The organism is Photorhabdus thracensis, from assembly GCF_001010285.1.
Taxonomy (GTDB): Bacteria; Pseudomonadota; Gammaproteobacteria; order Enterobacterales; family Enterobacteriaceae; genus Photorhabdus; species Photorhabdus temperata.
The window spans coordinates 3,173,483-3,191,308 of the sequence record NZ_CP011104.1 but is presented as its reverse complement, the minus strand read 5'-3'; the positions used below and the strand labels follow the sequence as shown (position 1 = coordinate 3,191,308).

At 40.9% G+C, this 17,826-nt stretch carries 3 protein-coding genes; 1 reads left to right on the top strand and 2 read right to left on the bottom strand.

Annotated elements, in window-relative coordinates; translation table 11 throughout:
- Positions 1-409: 409 nt before the first annotated feature.
- Entirely contained in the window at positions 410-8,071 is a 7,662-nt protein-coding gene (locus tag VY86_RS25930; RefSeq protein WP_052760841.1) for a Tc toxin subunit A-related protein, read from the bottom strand.
- Positions 8,072-9,138: 1,067 nt separating this feature from the next.
- Between VY86_RS25930 and VY86_RS13830 the strand changes: the two genes are divergently transcribed.
- Positions 9,139-9,858 carry a class I SAM-dependent methyltransferase gene (locus tag VY86_RS13830; protein WP_046975373.1) on the top strand — a complete coding sequence of 240 codons (720 nt, stop codon included), beginning with the start codon at positions 9,139-9,141 and terminating at the stop codon, positions 9,856-9,858.
- Positions 9,859-10,069: 211 nt separating this feature from the next.
- Here VY86_RS13830 and VY86_RS13825 read toward each other — a convergent pair whose 3' ends face one another.
- On the bottom strand, positions 10,070-17,647 hold the full coding sequence (locus VY86_RS13825; RefSeq protein WP_052760840.1) for a Tc toxin subunit A-related protein: 7,578 nt from the start codon (positions 17,645-17,647) through the stop codon (positions 10,070-10,072).
- Positions 17,648-17,826: the final 179 nt, after the last annotated feature.

The window sequence follows — 17,826 nt, the reverse complement described above, 5'->3', positions numbered from 1 at the left end:
TTTATTCCTTTTAGCTGTTAAAAATAAAACACTTATGCTGCCCTGCGTATCAATAAAGAAGTTATTGATATTCATTAAAATAAGGTAGCAAATATGGCGTCTGATAACGGGCTGAAATAAGTTGAAAATAACGGGTAGATAAAACGGTATCATTCGGAAATTAACTATTTCATAACGTTATTATCTATTATTTCTTTGAATGGCAGTGGTAATGCAATAACAAAATTTATAATTGCATCCAAAGTAATATATTTTAGTGACAATAACAAAATGAAATAATTGCATTTGTTGCGTATGGTGTATTATGAAAAATAAGATGATTAATATTTTGTGGTGAACAAAGGGACCTATTAGGAAAGATTCAGGCCCCGTTTAGAGGCCTGTTTTAGTCTCTGGTTGAGATAGTTAATTAGCGAATGGTATAGCGAATATGAAGAATAATATCACTTAAAGTCTGTAACATGGCTTGCTGTTTGTCAGTTGCGTTTGGGAAGCTCAATATCAATGTTCCCTTATCATCAACGGCAATCCCTTCAAACGGCAGGAATTTACCATTGTTGAAATCGAGCTGGAACTGTCCGCTGTCACTCATTCCATGGGAAACTGCCAGTGATTTGCAGCTTTCGGCCAATCTGGTTTCACTTCTTCCGTAGGACAGAATGGCTTGTACATCCTGGTATGGCCCTAATAGGGCTGGCAAGGTGACACTGATCTGCTTGATGCGTCGGGTTTTGCCAACAGATGCCGGGTAATCTTCCCGAATGTTCAAATTGGCAAGATTGACTGTGGCTATCAATTTATTGTCATTGAGACGGATGCCATTATTGTCATTGCCCAAGTTATCTTTCCTTTTTTCGAGTAAATCTGTGATTTCGGTTGCTAAATCAATTCTATCCTGACCAGGCTCCGTATAAACGTCTGCTAATGAAACAGTACGTTCCACTTCCAGAGCGCGTTTATCCCACCTCAAATGGGCATCTTCCATTTGTGCCAGATTCAGCATCAAGGTTTCACCTGCGAGCAGGCCAGCATGGGTTCCCTGCCAGGAACCAGGCTTAATGAAGCTTGTCGTGGTTTCATTCGTCTCCCAACGATAGGCCATTTCGGCCATCAGACAACGCGATACCGCCAAATCGTAGAACTGGAAGTAAATGGCGGCTAGTCGGCCACGTAACCAGTTGAACAGGGCTTGATTATTGAACTTACGTTGCAGGAAGGTCAGGTGTGCATGGGTTTGTTCCTGCTGGGTTTTCAGGCTGGTTTTCTGCAATACTGCGGCTTCACGGCGCACTGCCAGTGAACCAAGTTGAGCGTCGATTTGGTTCAGCTCGGTTTGTGCATTATTACGCTGGATTTCCCATTCTTGACGGCGGCGGCGCCATATTTCAGATTGCAAGACTTTATCGGCCTCAATCAATAAACCGTCTGCGGCAATGCCACCACCAATAGCAATCGCATTGGCGATAGCGCCATAGTGTGATCCCCCGACAGCCAGGCCGTAGATATTCGGTACCATATCCAGTGCGGCGGCAGCCATATGCAGACTTTTCAATCCGCTTGTAATGCTGTGGGAAGCTACTTTCATATCCAGTGCTTGATGTTCACCCGCATTAATATTTTCATCGTATAGCTTGCCGTAGCTGTTAAAGCGTGATTGTGCCCCGGTTTTGGATTTTTCCAGCACGGTTTTTTCAGCATCCAGCTCTTCGATGGTTTTGTTCTGTATGCTTATATTGGTCAATATCAGCTCTTTTGCCTGATTTTGTAGCAGGACATTTAAGGCTTCAGCATCCTGACGTTCGATAATATTTTGTAACGTGGAGCCAAATTGAGTGAGCTGACTCACCATACCGCGTGCGTTTTCCAGCATGTGTGGGAAACGCCACAGTGACATAAATGGTTGTGAGAGAGCTGCCCCGCCCTGGGAGTTGGCGACAGCGGCGCTGAGCAATGCTTTCGGATCTGCCGGTGTAGCGTAAATAGGCAGATGTAGAAGCTGACCGTCAATGGAGAGGTTATGGCGCAGGTTGTACAGCCGTTGTTCCAGTTTCTGCCAATAGCTCAGCATGACTTCATTGACCTGGGGCAGGAAAAGATCTGTCTGGCTACTCACCTGTGTAGACTCACCCTGTCGTAAGGCTGCTATTGCATGAGAATGTGCCTTTTGCCTCTCAGGATTAGCGGCATCACTCAGGCTTTTTTCATTATTCCATGTTGAGTTGAGCGGTAGATGGGGTTTATCGCCTAGCAGATGCAGTGCCTGCATATACCACATTTTGGCTTCATTGAGCGTATCTCGTTCTAACTGACGATAGGCGTAATCTCCACGGTCCAGCAATAGATCAAGAGTGCGCATAAAAGTAGCGACTTTGTAATGCATTGGATCATATTGTGCTACAGCATCAGGATCGACCGAATTTAATGGATCATCGTTCCAACGGGTATCTTCCAGCAATGGGCGAACGTTCCAGTTGTAATGCTGAATCTGACCGTTCTCAATATAACCGGACGGGTTCCAGACATATTTCAGCCAACGGTTAGCTTCATCGAAGTTTTGTTCGTGCAGTAAACGCTGGGCAATCAACATTGGGACATAGTAGAACAGTTCCCAGAAATAGAGGCTGTTGGAGCCACTGAAATCCATGGGTTCTGTGAAAGTTGGTACTACTCTGGTTGATGCAAGACCTGGGAAAGTGCCTTGATTATGAGTGGTATCAAATGTAGCGTATTCATTATTATTCTCTTTAATGAAAAAAATATCGTTTGTTTTCTGTTTTTGATAAACAGCGCGGATATAAAGGCGGTTTTTGTTTCCATAAGCATTATCAAAACGAGGTAAGAATAATCTTACTATCGTTTGGGTACTGTCGCTTAATGTCCCTTGGTAAATAGTGAACTGATCGCCATGTCTAAAAATATCAGAACTTATCAATGTAAAGGATTTATTAATTCCGTGGATTTCTGGATTATATTTGTCCATAACTAACTCCACATAAGCTCCAATTCCCATCATAGGTTCTTGAATATTCTGGGTCTCCATATTCAAAATAGTATTGATTCCAGCCGTAGCGCGGCTAACTAATTGATTGGCAAACAGTGTATTAAGGCGAGTACGATAGGCTCCCCACTGCATATATTGTGCCCCGTTTGTCTCATGGTGAAGGGTCAGAACAGTATCGTCTTTAATCTTGCGGGTAATCGGGATACTGAAATGTTCCTCACCTAGTTTAGTTTCAACTCCGTCTTCAAATACCGCAGCGAATACGGTAAAAGTAACATTAATATCCGCTATATTATCGTTGAATGCCTGTTCAGGAATATCTATTTCGAGGGTGTTAAACTGATAATACATTTCTTCTAAACTGGGTGATGGTTGAGTTGAAACATATTTATCTGCTGTAAAAGTTTGTGTTTTATTACCCGTAGTCACTGTTACCTTAACTTTTTCAGGAGAAATTGCTGTGTTGATATCTATTGATTCTGATACATCAGTAGCAATTCCCTTGTTGTCAGTCATATAGATGTATCCCTTAAAATTATCTGGCCGATTCAGGGAATCTGTAATGTAATCATCACCAATGACAGCATTGTCTTTGGTAAATGTGCGAAAGATAGTTGGTATCCATGCTTCTACTTTAGATGAGTAATCTGTATCTCGATAAAACAGCAATCTTCCTTGCTCAAGGTTGCTGGTATTTCCACTATACTGATAGACAGGGTAAAACATCAGCTGACTTGACGAGTGATCTGGGTTGGAACCTAATTTTTTATAAATAATGAACTTATCACCTAGTTTACCATATTTCTTTATCAGTTTGTATTGATTACGCAGTCGGGTTTTATCTATATCATCAAGTTCATCCACATATTGATTACTCAGTTGATTATCATTCCAATTATGAATAATCTTTAGCTTTGGTGATATCTGGATTTTTAAACCAGATGATGTGACTTTGTGACTGATAGCTTGAATGTTTCCACCATACACTAGACTAAAATAGCTTGATTCCCAAGAATAGGAACTATTGTAGTCTATCGATGAGGGCAGTTTATATTTTTCTTCATATAGATTATTTACTCTTATAATTTTATTGGTATCAAATTGGCTATAAGTGCTTTTATAAATGTTATTTTTGAGTCGTCCAGGCTCCACATTTTTAAATGACATATCAGAGGAAATATACAGCCCTTGCATTAATGCTTCTGATTTTGTTTTTGCTTCTTCTTCTTCTTTACGTTTTGCTTGATGTTCTTCTACTGAAATTACATCTGATTCTTCCCTTTCTTCTTCTGCTTTTACCTTTGTTTCTGCTGCTTCTACCTCTATTACTTTTCTCTCATACGCATTTAGTTCATCTTGTTTGAGATAAAATATTACCAGCAATTTATCTTCATCTTGGCTATTTGAACAATAGAGTCCCAGTTGTTGCTCTGCTGATTGTTCTGATAATTTTAGTGTTTTCAAAATAACAGATACTTTTTCACCAACGGTTATTGGTGTGCTCCAGGTACCGTCATAACGGATATGTGCCAGTTTCAGTTCATAATGGTAGTCCTCAATGGTTTGGTGATTACTTTCTGTTTGCTTAGAAATCTTTTTCTGCTCCAGCCAAATTAAATACAGGCGGGATTGGAAGATTACCGGGCGAATAGTGCTCTGATAGGGATTTATTGGACAGTCAATTTTGTACCACTCACTCCAGGCGTTAGCAGGGAATTTACCGTCGTTGAATTTATTGTGATCCACGCTACGCCAGTAATATTGGTTAACTTCTGTTTTACTGTGTCCGATAAAATAGGTTAGTCCTCGATCACTATTGGTACTGTCATGATAGGCGCTGACGACTTCCAGATTAGCTACCTGTTCGAACACTGTCAGATAAGACATAAAGGCGTTTTCTACCGTATCGGTATTCAGTTGACTCTGGCTGATGGATTGCAGCAGCGCATCCATCATTTTTGTCTGTCCGATGCGCATGGTCGGATCAATGTAATTTTCTGGGTAATAAACGAGCTTAGCAATGCTGGCCCAGGTGCTGTAGCGTTTGTTGTATTTATCCCAATCAGTAAAGAATGGTCGGTTGACAACCTGTGAAACTGCATTTCCCTCCATATTTTTCAATGCCCGGTTTATATATAGCTGGATGCTGGCGATAGCTTCAGCAATCGGCGTGGTTTTGATGGCAGCAGAAACTTGGTTATCGATCAATAAGTACTGGTACAGGTCATCACGATTTTTAATCGCTGGGTTTTGACTGGAGACTTTACCGATATAGTACTCACTCAATGCGGCGCTGCGAGACTCATCCACAAAAGCGTGCAAGGTGTTGGCCTGTTGGGTGTTCAATCCGGCGGTTAATATCGTAGCTACATTTTCCCACTGATCATAAGTGGATTTTTCAGCCTGTAATTTCATCAGCGCTGAAACGCCTGATGGGGAAATATTCAATTGACGCGCAATATTAACCCATTGCAGGATGGTATCGAGAGATGTCCAGAGGGAGAAATCCTTCTGTGCTTGGGTACTGGCTTGCAATAGCAGATTTTCATCAAGATTCATTGCCTTAGCCAGTTGCTCTGCTGTTAATGTTTCCTTTTCAAATTCGGTTAGTACAGAAGAGGCATTTTCACCCAGAGAATTAACCCAGTCAGCAAAACGTGTCAGCGTTATCAAGGTGGTATGCGTTGGTGCTGTTCCCGCTTTAATGCCAAAGAGCTGCGGTTTTGTGACAAACAGACGTAAAGTGCTTTCGCTAAGGTCGGTGGAACGGTAAATCAACGTCAGTTGTGCCAGGCATTGGCAGTATTGAACAGCCTGCTCTTGTGTTACAGCGGATTTTGGTTGTTTTGGATCGCGTAGAGCCTGCAACCATCCTAAGAATTTTCCTGCTGTTACTTTTCCTGCGCTAGGTTTTAGCTGATCTGCCCAGGTGAGTACATAGTGAGCAACATTTTCAGACGGCAATTGCAGAGCGGCGGCGATATAAGGAGACATTTTCAACAGCAGATTTGCCTCATTTTCACTGTTAAAGCCCTGCAAGCCATTGTAGACAGTATCTAGCAGGTTCTGGATTTCCGGAGTCAGGGTTATGTCATATTTAGTGGTAGTCATCATAAACAACTGATACACACTCCACTTTTGTGTACGCAGCCAACTGATGACGGCATAGAGTTTATCAATCAGAGTCTCCAGAGCAGTATGACTGATTGTAGATAAATTAGTTTTTTCTTCACCTATGGTTTTCAGCAGTAAACTCAATTCATCGATAGTTAACTGATGGATGTCCGCCAGTAATTTCGCCAGATAAAGATGAGAAAGATTCTCTATATTGTTGATTATCCTCCCATCAGAATTGTCACGGTTGGCAATCTTTAACAGGCGATAGAATGAGGTATCATCGACATTAAAAGCACGTTTAAGCACAGTGTTTTTCCAGTCGCTGGTACCACTTGGATTTAAATCAATCATCTCCTCACTCTTGTCGGAAAAAACCTGACCATTTAGTTTTGGAGTATTAAACAAACGATCAAACTGGCTGGAGTGGTCGTCATGGGTATTTTTTGAAATTGGTGCTTTGCACAGTATTAGTGCAGTCTCGGCATCAATACCGTAACGTTGCATATAATATTTAACGCGAAAGACTTTCTTTAATACTTCTGCGTTGATATCTAGTTCCTGATTGATACCGAAGACAATTTTTTCCAGTACTGCTGGAAGAAGTTTTGTTGCATGGGACAAGAGAATGGTTTTATTAAGTTTTAACAGAAAAATTGCAGGTGAATAATTCTGAATTTGGAACTTGGCATAAGATGAGTCAGATATATCTGAATGGCTATTTTCTTTATAACGATAACTTAAAAGAATAAATTCTTTTTGAATGTCTTCTTTGGCTAATTGAAACCTTGGGGAAGAATAATTCATGTTTTCTAGGGTCGTGTTGTTATATATACCTGTAAGATATTTAGACTGAGGATAGTTGAGTCTAATACTAACTTGCCCAGCTTTTTTCTTATAGCTAATATCAACATAAAAATGCTTATTTTGAATAGGGTATAAATTCATGTAATTGAGGTTGTTATAATTTGAGCCAGGTGTTCGTGTTATACGACTCAATTGTATTTTACCTGACGTATCAATGCTTATATTAATAAGCTGATTATTTGTATAAGTAGAATTACTTTCTATTAATACATATTTTAAAAATTGTTCTAATTCTTCATTGGTTAAATTGTAATAGTATTTCAAGGCATCCAGAGTGAGAAGTTCTGCTAGCTTTATATCCCCAAAGTTTTTCTTAAACTTCTCATTTGCATTAGCTTCGGTGATCTCTTCCGTTAGAGTATTAAATAATTCAGGCGAGACAGAAGCATTAATTCCCAATAGGGAAGCTTGATACATCAGATTGGCGATAGTTGTTTCCGATGATGTACTGACTTGTTCAAACACCGGAGCCTGTAATTGAATAATCTTACGTACTCTTTCATAAGCATCGTGATATGGCATCATGCCAGAAACGCGGAAATTGGGTAACGCTTCCATTACTTTAGTGTGGCTGTCCAGATTGAACAGAGTTTCAATATTCTCCGGCAGCTTGTCCTTGAACAGAGGTGCAATATCTTTCAGCAGCTTGTCCTTGGACAGAGTTTTAATATGCTCCAGCAGTTTATTCTTAATACCCTCCAGCAACACCTTATTGGACAGAGAAAGCGTGGAAATCTCTGAATCCATATTTTTTTGGCTGAGAGCCAAGGATTGTAAATCCGGGCGGCGTTTATCCAGATGATAATCGGAACTATCTGCATGTAAATCACGTGCCTGGCGATAAAGCTCAGTCAGATAAGCAGCGGGAGAGAACATGGAAGCAACTGCACCGGGGGCTACATACTGGCTGGCACGGCCACCAAATTTACTGTTATAGCCTTGCTGATCAGCATGAGGCGCTGTAATGGCAAAATGTACCGCATTTTGTAATTGAGGATTGGCGCGTTTGAGAATACTCGCTTCATGCAGTCGGTTAGCTTTTTGTGCCTGCGATATCATTTCAGAGCGTTCGGAAGTGAGAGTGTTCATGTTTATTCCTTTTAGATGTTAAAAATAAAACACTTATGCCGCCCTGCGTATCATGGATACAATAAAGAAGTTATTGATATTCATTAAAATAAGGCAGCAAATATGACGTCTGATAACGGGCTGAAATAGGTTGAAATAACGGGTAGATAAAACGGTATCTTTGGACATTAACTATTTCATAGCGTTATTATCTATTGTTTCTCTAAATGACTGTGGTAATGCAATAACAAAATTTATAATAACATTAATAATAATTACATTTATTAATGATAAACTTATGAAATAATTGCCATTGTTTTGAATGGTGTTTTATGAAAAGTAAAATGATTAATATTTTGTGATGAGCGAAGAGAACATAGTTATTATCTCGACCATATATCATTCTGTGGTAAGTAATGATTTTCAATGAATATAGTGATTATTTTTTTAAAACTATTTTTAGAATGGTAATATACCTAATTAATTTGAAGATGCAGGATTCAAATTAATTAGGTATATATACAAGAAACCTCCTGTAAAAAAATGAATATTGTGACTGAACTCAATATATAGATAATAGCTATATACATATGGTTGTATTTGTGTCATTTTGATATTGAATTTTTTCACAATGGGGTTCTGGAGAAATGTGTTCAATTTAAAGAAAAAACAACATTGCTAAATATGATGTAGGTGTTGACAAAAGCCAAGCTATTATTTTAGGTTCTGTTAAACCTGTTTATTTAACTAGGTTATGTTTTTTCTTAAAAACTCTTAAAAACTAAATTCGAAAGAGTGCTTATTTTCCGAAATTGGAACTTTAAGGATATTATGATGTGCCACGAAAATACCCTCTCAATTTAAGAGAAAGTCCAATCCATACGGGATCGTCCATTTGAAACATTTGAGCCAATATGTTTACCGCCTGTAATACCTGAATCGGATTTTTCAGTGGTATCCCAGGTTCTGGAGTACGAGAAGAAAATTCGTCGCTCTGAATCACAGATCTTTTTTATTGAACGGGCTGAAATAGGCAAATCTACTCCTTTTTGAGTTATTACTACACATAAATGAATATGAGATAACAAATGAATACTGACTGGATGAATGAAGAGGCTGCAAACTTATTCGATCAATATGATGATTATTTGGAAGATAGACTTGGGTACACACCGTTGATTGAGAACCTTAAGGAAAGCTTGGGGCCAAACATATCAGTTCTTGATTACGGTTGTGGTGGTGGGAAAGCGTCACGTCGGCTAATTGCTGGAGGCATAAAGACGGTAACGGGAGTAGATATCTCACAAACCATGGTAGACAAAGCTTCCAGCAACATCAATCGTGGCAATAGTTCTTATCATCAAATCACAACTGATGTCCTTAACTTCAATGATAATACTTTCGACGCAGCTATATGCTGTTACGTGTTCATTACTAACAGTGAAAAGTCTAATCTTTTGAAAATCGCTAAGGAAATTCACAGGACATTAAAACCTGGTGGCATTTTTTACGTATTGGATACCAATCCGGATTCCGTTGGGATTAAGTTCAGTTCTTTTATGAGCGGTGATCTAAATAAAAAATACAGTGATGGAGAAATCAAGCCAGTGTATTTAGATCTGCCAAATGGAAGTGTTTTTAAGATTTCAGATACGCATTGGCATAAAGATACATATTACAAAATCTTGAACGAGGCCGGGTTCAAAACTGTTGAACTTTTTGAACATAGTGACGCTGATGTTCCAAAGGATACTGAAGGTCTACGATATTACCCACCTTTCGTTATGTTCAAAGCTACTAAATTTTAGATGCTCCATATCTGACTGATGGAATGCCTTGCTTGTTACAAAAATGCCGGTGAGGGATTCCACATGACTAGTTTCGAAGGTAATTTAACAAAACTGCGGAATTATCCCGCTTAAATTCTTATTGAGAGCAAAGAGAACAATCAGAAAAGGCATTATTTTGATTGTTTGCAGGCCCCGTTTTTGGGGCCTGTTTTAGTGTGATGTTGAGTGATTATTCAAGAATAGTGTAACGAATATGCAGAATGATATCGTTTAGCGTCTGCAACATGGCTTTTTGCTTGCTGGTGGCATTTGGGAAACTTAATGTCAGTGTGCCCTTATCATCAACAGCAATCCCTTCAAACGGTAAGAACTTACCATCATTGAAATCAAGCTGGAACTGACCACTATCATTCACTCCATGAGAAACCGCCAGTGCCTTACAGCCTTTGGCTAATCCGGTGGTGTCTCCACCATAAGACAGAACCGCTTGTACATCCTGATATGGTCCAAGCAGCGCCGGCAGGGAGACACTAATCTGTTTGATTCGACGGGTTTTACCAATAGAGGCTGGATAATCGTTGCGAATGTTCAGGTCAGCCAATGAAATGGACGTTTGCAGTGAGGTTTTAGTATCCGTACCGGTACCAAATGCAAGTTTATTACTGCTGTTACCGGCACTGCCTGAGCCTTTACCCACTAATTCTGAGATTTTCTCCGAAAGATTGAATTTATCGCTGGATAATCCAGCATAAACTTCAGCCAGAGAAACGGTACGTTCCACTTCCAGTGCGCGTTGCTCCTGTTTCAGGTGGGTATCTTCCATTTGTGCCAGGCTCAGCATCAAAGTTTCACCGGCGAGCAAGCCGGCATAAGTTCCCTGCCAGGCTCCAGGCTTAATGAAGCGTGCAGCGGTATCATTAGTTTCCCAACGATAGGCCAGTTCAGCCATTAAACAACGGGCGACCGCCAGATCGTAGAACTGGAAGTAAATGGCAGCCAATCGACCGCGCAGCCAGTTATACAGCGCCTGATTGCTAAATTTACGTTGCAGGAAGGCCAATTGCGCCTGAGTCTGCTCTTGTTGGGTTCTCAGACTGGTTTTCTGCAATACAGCAGCTTCACGGCGCACTGCCAGCGATTTAAGCTGAGCATCAATTTGTTTTATCTCTGCTTCGGCATTATTACGCTGAATTTCCCACTCCTGACGGCGGCGGCGATAAGTTTCAGATTGGGTGATTTTATCCGCTTCGGTGTTCATGACATTAGCGGAGAACTCCATCACATAGCCTGTAGCCTCAGCAATTGCCCCCCAGCGGCTGCCACCACCAGCGAAGCCGAAGATGTTTGGCACCAAATCAGCTGCTGCCCCTGCCAGACGTGACGCCTGAACCGCCGTGGTGAGCCCGGCTGCGCTGGCACGTAGCGACATAGCACGATCTTCACCGGCATTGATGTTTTCATCGTACAACTTGCTGTAGTTGTCAAAACGTGACTGTGCCCCGGCGCGGGTCTTGTCCAGTACAACTTTTTCGGCGTCCAGCTCTTCGATGGTTTTGTCCTGAATACTCAGGTTGGTCAATATCAGCTCTGCGGCTTGATTTTGCAGCAGGGCGTTTAATGCCTCAGCATCTTGGCGTTCGATAATATTTTGTAGCGTGGAGCCAAACTGAGTGAGCTGACTGACCATGCTGCGGGCGTTTTCCAACATGTGAGGGAAACGCCATAGTGATGTAGATATTTGTGGAAGGTTGCCGCTACCCTGAGAATTGGCAACTGCCGCACTGAGTAACGCTTTCGGATCTGCCGGTGTCGCATAGATAGGCAGATTCAATGGTTGACCGTCAATGGAGAGATTATGACGCAGGTTGTACAGTCGTTGCGCCAGTGTTTGCCAGTAGTTCATCATCACTTCATTGACCTGTGGCAGGAAAAGATCAGTCAGACTGTTAGCTGTGCGCAATGATAATGGTGTCGGTGTGCCTTGTCGCAGGGTCACCATTGAGCGGGAGTAGGCTTTTTGCGTGGTAATGTCAGCGGCTTTATCCAAACGTGGATCGCCCCACGTTGGGTTGAGTGGCAGATAGGGTTTATCACCTAACAAGTGTAGTACCTGCATATACCACATTTTGGCTTCGTTGAGCGTATCCCGTTCCAGCTGGCGATAGGCATAATCCCCACGAGCCATTAGCAGATCAAGAGTACGCATAAAGGTTGAGACTTTGTAGTGCATTGGATCATGCTGTGCCACCGCGTCAGGATCGACAGAATCGAGAGGATCGTTGTTCCAACCGGAATCTTCCAGCAGCGGACGTACATTCCAGCGATAATTCTGAATTTGACCGTGAATAATATAACCTGATGGGCTCCAGACATATTTCAGCCAGCGGTTAGCTTCATCAAAGTTTTGTTCATGCAGCAAACGTTGAGCAACCAGCATCGGGGTATAGTAGAACAGTTCCCAGAAGTAGAGACTGTTAGAACCGCTGAAATCCATAGGTTCCATATGATCAGCCAGAATAAAAACATCAAAAAAGCCTTTATATTTTTTGACGTCTTTTTTCTCTCCTGCTTGCGTCATCGCTGAGTCATGATCAGCATCATTGATCAGTACAAACCTCTGCTGAGTTTCATTGAAGTAGAAGAAAGCGGGTTCCCAGGAGCCTTGATAAAATACTTTCTTATATTCAACTCCCAATCTGACGCCTTCGTTGGTATAAGATCCTTTAGCATAGGGAATAAAAAGAGTGATATTGGTTTCGGTATCAGTCAATGTTCCTTGGTAATATAGCTGTATTGAATTGCTACCATCAACATTACCTATATGAATTTTAAACCAGCGTTCATTGCCGTGTGTGTCTTGATCGTATTTAGGAAGCGCGAAATTAGCAAAGAACCCTTCTCCTAATTGTGGCTCCTGAATATTTTGAGTTTCCATACTCAAAATAGTATCGATTCCAGTGGTAGCACGGTTAACTAATTGACGGGCAAACAGGGTATTCAGGCGAGTACGATAGACTCCCCATTGCATATATTGCGCGCCATTTTCGTTATGGTGAAGAGTCAGGGCATTATCGGTACTCACCTTACGGGTGACCGGGATACTGAAACTTTCCCAGCCCAATTTGCGGCCATCTTCTGCAAATGCGGTAAAGGTGATATCAATACTGGCTGAATTATTAATAAAATTCAGTCCTGAACCATCTATTTCGAGGGCATTAAATTGATAATACATCTCTTCGAAACTGGGTGACGGTTGAGTGGAGACATCTTTATCTGCTGTAAAAGTTTTCTCCTTGCTACCCGCTTTCACGGTTACCTGAACTTTTGCCGGGGAAATTGCCGTGTTGATATCTATTGGCCCATCGACATCAGTAGCAATACAGTTATTATTATATCGATTCTCCATATAGAGATATTTCTTAAATAAAGATTTGTCATTAGATGTATCGATAATATAGCCATCGCTACTATTGTTAGTCTCTGAATATAGGCTTTTCCCCCAAGTAGGAAGAAAGACACTAACTTGGTTAATTGTATTATCCCGATAAAACAGTAACCTACCTTTACTATTATTGGTGACGTTTCCACTATATTGATAAACAGGGTAGATAATTCTTTCGTCTTGCGTCCAATGCGTATTAACTTTCAGATTTGTATAGATAATAAATTTATCACCCAAATTGCCATATTTTTTCATCAGGTTGCACTGATTACGTTGTCGGCCTTCAAGTCCATTATGAATGATTCTTAATTTCGGTGAGATTTGGATTTTTAAATCACTTGATGCGGCTTTATAACTGATAACCGGAATATTGCCGTTATATACCATGCTAAGGTAATAATCTCCCCAGTAATAATCCTTGCGGCTATTTACTGATGAGGGGATCTCATAATCTTCCGCGTAGCGGTTATTAACTCTTCTGATGCTGTTGGTATCAAACTGTTTATAACTGTTATCCCGATAAACATTACTCTGTTCTGGGGTCATATTTTTGGATGCCATATCGGAGAAGATATATAATCCTTGCATTGAGGCTTTTTTATAACTATCCAGCGTATCCTGTTTATTATAAAATATGACTAGTAAAGTGTCTTCACCCTGATAACCGGCACAATAGAGTCCAGGTGCTTTATTTTCTAGTTTTAAAGCAGATATTTTTTCATTTACATCAAAGGTGATTGGCGTATTCCAGGTGCCATCATAACGGATATGCGCCAATTTCAGTTCATAACGATAATCTGTCTCTGTTTGATAACCATCTTTGCTGTTTCCTGTCTGTTTAGTGATTTCCTTCTGTTCCAACCAGATTAGGTATAGACGGGATTTATATATCACTGGACGGATAGTATTTTTATAAGGGTTAATTGGACAATCAATTTTACTCCATTCGCTCCAGGCGTTAGCCGCGAACTTACCATCACTGAATTTACTGTGATCGACACTGCGCCAATAATATTCACCGGCATCAGTTTCACTGCGTCCGATAAAATAGGTCAGCCCTTGGTCATTATTGATGTTGTCATGATACGCGCTGATAACTTCCAAATTTGCCACCTGTTCAAACGAAGTCAGGTAGGACATAAAAGCGTCTTCGACGGTATCACTCTTCAATTGACTCTGGCTGACGGATTGCAGCAGTGCACCCATCATCTTTGTTTGTCCGATACGCATGGTCGGATCGATGTAATTTTCCGGATAGTAAACTAACTGAGAGACGCCGGCCCAGGTGCTGTAACGCTTGTTGTATTTGTCCCAATCGATAAAGAACTGGCGACTGATAACACTTGAATCGGCATTTTCTTCCACATTTTCCAGTGCCCGGTTGACGTACAGTTGAATACTGGCAATGGCTTCGGCGATCCGGGTGGTCTTAATGGCAGCGGAAACCTGATTATCAATCAATAAATACTGATACAGGTCATCACGGCTTTTAATCACGGCATCTTTACTGGCAACCTTACGGATATAGTAGGTGCTTAACGCAGCACTGCGAAACTCATCCAGAAAGGCGTGCAAAGTATTGGCCTGTTGTGAGTTCAATCCGGCGGTTAATACCCCTGCGGCGTTTTCCCACTGGGCATAGGTCGGTGTTTTTTGAGCCGATTGAATGTAATCCAACGCGACCAGAGCTGAAACACCTTGGGGGGAGACATTCAATTTATGCGAAACACCAACCCATTGCAGGATAATGTCGATAGATGTCCAATAAGAAAAGGCATTTTCTTGAGTAACTTGTTGATGGTTTTGTGCCTGAATACTGGCTTGTGATAATAAATTAGCGTCAAGACTCATCGCGTTGGCTAATTGCTCTGCCGTCAATACTTTGTTTTCAAAGGCAGTTAGCACGGAGGAAGCTTTTTCACCCAATGCATTAACCCAGTCAGCGAAACTTGTCAGCATGATCAATGATAAAGAATCATGAGCCGGTGCAGCCCCGGTTGGGATGCTAAAGATTTCTGGTTTCGTTACAAACAGACGGAAGGCGTTTTCGTTGAGGCCGGTAGAATGGTAAATCAGGCCCAATTGCGCCAGTGCATGGCAATATTGAACAACGTGTTCCTGTGTGATTTGGTGCTCTGATTGATCTGATTTATGTTGTACCTGTAACCAGCTCCAAAATTGTTCAGTTGTTATGGAACCGTCGCCAGGTTTTAGCTTATCTGCCCAAAGGAGTACTGAATGCGCGACGTGCTCAGAAGGTAATTGCAAGGTAGCGGCGATATAAGGCGACATAGCATCCAGCAGATCTGTTTGCTCCTTGTCAAAGCTTTGCAAACCATGGTAGACGGTATCCAGAAGAGTCTGGATTTCCGGTATCAGGGTTTTGTCATAGCTTGTCGTGGTCATGACGAACAGCTGATATACACTCCACTTCCGTGTGCGTAACCAGCCAGTAATGGTATAGAGTTTGTTGATTAAAATCGCCAGCTTGTGATCATTGATTTTATATAAATTAGTGACTTTTTCTCCCATAGCGGCCAGCAATAAATCCAATTCATCAATGGTTAATTGATGGATTTCTGCCAGTAATTTCCCTATATATAAGTCGGAAAGATTCTCCAGGTTATTTTTAATCTTCCCATCTTTATCATTATGGTCGGTGATCTGGAGGAGGCGGTAGAGTGAGATATCATCAGCATTAAATGCGCGTTTAAGTACCGCTTTGCGCCAATCATCAGCACTTCCTGGATTTAAATCAAGTTCTTCATCTTCGGCGGAAAAATACTGACCATTTAGTGGCGGAGTATTAAACAGACGATCAAATTGGCTGGATTGGTTATCATATGAACGTTGTGAAATGGAGGAATTGCACAGTATCAAAGCAGTTTCAGCATTAATACCATAACGTTGCATATAGTATTTAACCAGAAAGACTTTACCTAATACTGCGGCGTTGATGTCCAGTTGTTGATTAACACTAAGGACAATGCTTTCCAGGATTGTTGGTGACAATTCCGTAGCCCGGGATAAACGAATTGCTTTATTCAGTTTTAGCAGGAAAGAGTATTGGTTATACTCTTCAACAGTAAATTTTGCCGCAGTATGGGCGAAATTGCCATTAGCAAGTACGCGCTTTAAATAAATCTGAAAAGGTTGGCTAATATCAGACTGACTTAGAGTAATATTCGCTGTATATTCAGTATTTACTTGGGAGGCTTCATTGACTCGTGCAAGTTCTTTGTCATTGTTTAACTTGATAGATAAATAGGTAGCATTATAAAAGTTTTTGAAATTATAACTTAACTGATAATTCTCACCGCCAAGAGGAAATAAACCAACCTTATTTATTTGATCAGTATTAATAGTGTATTGTCGGGTAATTCGATAAACTTTAACTGAGCCATCACTGTTGATTATCGGAGCAATAAGCTGATTGTTACTATATTCTTGTTGACCAAAATTGCTTGCTTTACCGATAAATTGGTTAAGTTCTTCATTACTTAAATTGTAATAACTTTTAAGATATTCCGGCATTGCTAATAAAGCCGGTTCGATATCGCCAAAATTCTTCTTATAGAGATCCTGTGCCTTATCTTCGGTAATCTCCTCTGTCAGAATATTAAACAATTCAGGCGAGATAGAGGCATTAATCCCTAATAAAGAGGCTTGATGCATTAGTCCGGCGATTGCTGGTGATGCGTTGAGTTGTTCAAGCCCGGGATCTTGTAGCTGGATAACTTTACGCACGTTTTCATAAGCGTCGTGATAAGGCGTAGCGCCTGAAGAACGGAAAGCGGATAACATTTCCATCACTTTAGTATAGCTGTCAAACTTAGACTCAGTTTTAATTCCTTCTAGTAACAGCTCATTGGATAGAGAAAGCGTGGAAAGTTCTGTATCCATACTTTGTTGACTGAGTATCATTGATTTGAGGTCCAGGCGGCGTTTATTCAGATGATAAACGGAGCTTTCCGCATGTAAATTGCGCGCTTCACGATAAAGCTCAGTCAGATAAGCGGCGGGGGAAAACATGGAGGAAACCGAGCCAGGGGTTACATATTGGCTGGCGCGGCCACCAAATTCATCATTATAGCTTCGCAACTCATCGTGAGGGGTTGTGATGGCAAGATACATCGCATTTTGTAACTGAGGATTCGCGCGTTTGAGAATACGCGCTTCATACAGGCGGTTATCCTTTTGTGCCTGTTGTGCATCACGATATAAGTTGTGAGTCTCTGACCAAGAGAGATGATCACTGACTTCCTGACGGAATTCGTTAAAAGAGTAGTGGCAAATATCTGTCAGGCAGTTAAAACCACACTGACTTCTCAACACTTCTGGGAGTTCGGTCATTGGTGAATTCATGCTTGTTCCTTTTAAATGAGCGGTAAATGAAACATCCTTAAAAAAGAGGTAACAAATATAACTTCCGATTGCTGGTTGATACTCATAACTAACTGAAAAATAATAATATCTCACCAAATTGTTTCAGAAGATTACAGCACTATTATTTTTTTAAATGGCAGAGATAATGCAATAATAAA

What these genes read in the sequence shown, in the direction of transcription:
- VY86_RS13825 (WP_052760840.1), bottom strand. Translation starts at nt 17,647, where the DNA reads ATGAATTCACCAATGACCGAACTCCCAGAAGTGTTGAGAAGTCAGTGT.
- VY86_RS25930 (WP_052760841.1), bottom strand. Translation starts at nt 8,071, where the DNA reads ATGAACACTCTCACTTCCGAACGCTCTGAAATGATATCGCAGGCACAA.
- VY86_RS13830 (WP_046975373.1), top strand. Translation starts at nt 9,139, where the DNA reads ATGAATACTGACTGGATGAATGAAGAGGCTGCAAACTTATTCGATCAA.